General features: G+C 64.8%; 3 protein-coding genes and 1 pseudogene. All 4 read left to right on the plus strand.

Annotated elements, in window-relative coordinates; all coding sequences use genetic code 11:
• The first annotated feature begins 90 nt into the window (after positions 1–90).
• Positions 91–510 carry a GNAT family N-acetyltransferase gene (locus V7Q53_RS23250; protein ID WP_333831410.1) on the plus strand — a complete coding sequence of 140 codons (420 nt, stop codon included), beginning with the start codon at positions 91–93 and terminating at the stop codon, positions 508–510.
• 167 nt (positions 511–677) lie between these two features.
• Entirely contained in the window at positions 678–1,673 is a 996-nt protein-coding gene (locus V7Q53_RS23255) for a BMP family lipoprotein (protein ID WP_333831411.1), read from the plus strand.
• Between the two features lie 12 nt (positions 1,674–1,685).
• The gene (locus V7Q53_RS23260) at positions 1,686–3,251 is read left to right on the plus strand and encodes an ABC transporter ATP-binding protein (RefSeq protein ID WP_333831413.1); all 1,566 of its coding nucleotides are present in this window, start codon (positions 1,686–1,688) and stop codon (positions 3,249–3,251) included.
• Positions 3,248–3,566: pseudogene (locus tag V7Q53_RS23265) on the plus strand (ABC transporter permease); the annotation flags it as partial. The gene V7Q53_RS23260 and the pseudogene V7Q53_RS23265, both read left to right, overlap by 4 nt.

Genomic DNA, 3,566 nt, shown 5'->3' on the forward strand with positions numbered 1-3,566 from the left:
GATCCTTTTCGTGACGCTCGCCGCCGCCTTTCCGCTGCGCGCCGCCGATGCCGCCCCCCCTGCCGAGGGGCCGCCCGCCCTGATTGATCCATGACACCCGCCGATCTGGCCCGGTTGCATGCGCTGTGTTTCACCACTCCTCCGCCCTGGAGCGAGGCCGGTTTTGCCGGTCTTCTCGCCAGCCCGCATGTTTTCCTGCTGACGGCGCCGGGCGGCAATGCTTTCGCGCTGGGCCGTGCCATTGGCCCCGAGGCGGAGCTTCTGACCCTCGCCACCGACCCCGCCGCACGCCGCGCGGGGCTGGCGCGCAGCCTCATGGCGCGGTTTGAGGGTGAGGCCCGCGCGCGCGGCGCCGCACATCTGTTTCTGGAAGTCGCCGAGAACAACACACCGGCGCTGGCGCTTTATGCGCAATGCGGCTTCACCCGCACCGGCCGCCGCCCCGGCTATTACCGCGACGTCAGCGCACAGCCGGTCGCGGCATTGTTGCTTTGCAAGTCAGGCGACTGAGATTTAACCTGCCTCTGTCAGACGAATCCGCAACCTTTCCGTTTGGTAAAAAAACACTTGACTGGCGGTGCGGGCATGCACCTAGATCGGGGACGGCCCGGCGGTCGCACGTCTGAGATCAGCTGTAACGCGCCCCCGCGCGCAACGCCCCAACAGGGAGATAATCCATGAAACTGACCCGCAAACTTCTTGGCGCCACGGCTGTTACGGCGCTTTTCGCCGGTGCTGCGCTTGCTGACCCCGCCATGGTCTATGATCTGGGCGGCAAATTCGACAAATCCTTCAACGAGGCCGCCTATGGCGGGGCCGAGCGGTGGGCGCAGGAAACCGGCGGCAGCTATCGTGACATCGAGATGCAGTCCGAGGCGCAGCGCGAACAGGCGTTGCGGCGGCTGGCTGAATCGGGCTCCAACCCCATTGTGATGACGGGTTTTGCCTTCATGTCGGTGCTTGAGCAGATCGCGCCTGATTATCCGGATACCACTTTTGCAATCATTGACGGGGTGGTTGATGCCCCCAACGTGCGCTCAATTGTCTTTACCGAACATGAGGGCTCATTCCTGGTGGGCATGCTGGCGGCGATGGCCTCTGAAACCGGGACCGTCGGTTTTGTCGGCGGGATGGACATTCCGCTGATCCGCCGCTTTGCCTGCGGCTATGCGCAGGGCGTCATGGCGACGAACCCTGATGCGACCGTGATCGTCAACTACACCGGCACCACGCCCGCCGCGTGGAATGACCCGGTGCGCGGCGGCGAGATCACGCAGGCCCAGATCAGCCAGGGTGCCGATGTCGTTTATGCGGCGGCAGGGGGCACCGGCGTGGGGGTTCTGCAGACCGCGACCGATGCGGGCATCCTTTCGATCGGTGTGGATTCCAACCAGAACCATATGCATCCGGGTCATGTTCTGACCTCGATGCTCAAGCGGGTGGACAATGCCGTTTACACCGCCTTCATCGAGGGCGCTGAGATGGAAACCGGCCTGCACGTCATGGACCTTGCCGCAGGTGGCGTCGGCTGGGCGCTGGATGAGCATAACGAGGCGCTGATCACCGACGAGATGCGCACCGCCGCCGCCGAGGCCGAAGCGGCGATCATCGCCGGTGAGACGGTTGTGCATGATTACATGGCCGACAATTCCTGCCCGATCTCGGTGAACTGAGGCCGGGGGCGCATGATCAGCCATGGAACCACGGGGCGGCAGGACACTGCCGCCCCCGCCATCGAACTTCGCGGGATATCGAAGGCCTTCGGCCCGGTTCAGGCGAACAAGGATATCAACATCCGGGTGCGCAAGGGCACCATTCATGGCATAATCGGCGAGAACGGCGCGGGAAAATCCACGCTGATGGCAATCCTCTACGGCTTTTACCGGGCCGATGCGGGCGAGATACTGATTGATGGCCAGCCCGTGCAGATCACCGACAGTCTGGCCGCCATCCGCGCCGGGATTGGCATGGTGTTCCAGCATTTCAAGCTGGTCGAGAATTTCACCGTTCTGGAGAATGTGGTGCTGGGCGCCGAGGGCAACGCCCGGCTGGGCCCCGCCTTGGGCAAGGCGCGCAAGCTGCTGGCCGGTCTGGCGCGGGAATATGCGCTGCAGGTTGACCCCGATGCGCTGATAGAGGCGCTGTCGGTGGGCCATCAGCAGCGTGTCGAGATCCTCAAGGCGCTTTACCGCGAGGCCAGTATCCTGATCCTCGATGAGCCCACGGGCGTGCTGACCCCGGCCGAGGCCGACCATCTGTTCCGCATTCTGCAAGGGCTCAAGGCGCAGGGCAAGACCATCATCCTGATCACCCACAAGCTGCGCGAAATCATGGAGGTGACCGACGAGGTTTCCGTGATGCGGCGCGGCGAAATGGTGGCGACCCGGCGCACCGCCGACACCAGCCCCGCAGAACTGGCCGAGCTGATGGTCGGCCGCAAAGTGCTGCTGCGCGTTGACAAGACGCCCGCGAAGCCCGGCGCCGTGGTGTTGCAGGCCGAGGGGCTGCGCGTGGTGGACAGCCACGGGGTGGAGCGGCTGCGCGGCATCGACCTCAACATACGCGCGGGCGAGATACTGGGTATCGCAGGCGTGGCCGGCAACGGCCAGTCCGAGCTGCTGGAGGTGATTGCGGGCATGATCCCCGGCACCGGCAGCCTGATGATGAACGGCAAACCGCTGGATCTGTCGTGCCGCCACGACGATGCGCACAAGCGCCGCGAGGCAGGCATCGGCCATGTGCATGAAGACCGGCACCGCTGCGGGCTGGTCCTCAACTTCACGGCCTGGGAGAATATCGCCTTTGGCTATCACAACGCGCCGGAATACAACCGCAACCGCCTGTTCATGGACAATGACGCCATCCGCCGCGATGCGCGTGGCAAGATCGAGCGGTTCGATGTGCGGCCTGACAATTGCTGGCTGACCGGCGAAAGTTTTTCAGGCGGCAACCAGCAGAAAATCGTGCTGGCGCGCGAGATCGAGCGCAACCCCGACCTGCTGCTCGTCGGCCAGCCGACCCGCGGGGTGGATATCGGCGCGATCGAGTTCATACACCGGCGGCTGATCAGCCTGCGCGATGAGGGCAAGGCGATTCTGCTGGTCTCGGTTGAGCTGGATGAGATCCTGTCGCTGTCAGACCGCATTCTGGTGATGTTCGACGGCCGCATCATGGGTGAGCGCCTGCCCGATCAGACCGATGCGCGCGCGCTGGGCCTGCTGATGGCCGGGGTGGCGGGGGAAGCCGCATGAGTGCGCGCGCCATGCCCCGCTGGGCCGATGTGACGCTGGTGCCGCTGTTCTCGCTGCTGATCGCCTTTTCGCTGTCGGCGCTGGTCATCCTGGCCATCGGCGAAGACCCGGTGCGCGCGATGCGGCTGATGGTGACCGGCGCGCTGGGGTCCAGCTATGGCTGGGGCTACACGCTGTATTACACCACGAATTTTCTGTTCACCGGGCTGGCCGTCTCCATCGCGTTTCAGGCGCGGCTTTTCAACATCGGTGGCGAGGGGCAGGCGATGCTGGGGGGGCTGGGGGTGGCCTTGGTCTGCCGGTTCATTCCCTGGC

The sequence above is a fragment of the Pararhodobacter sp. genome (genome assembly GCF_036802785.1).
GTDB lineage: Bacteria > Pseudomonadota > Alphaproteobacteria > Rhodobacterales > Rhodobacteraceae > Pararhodobacter.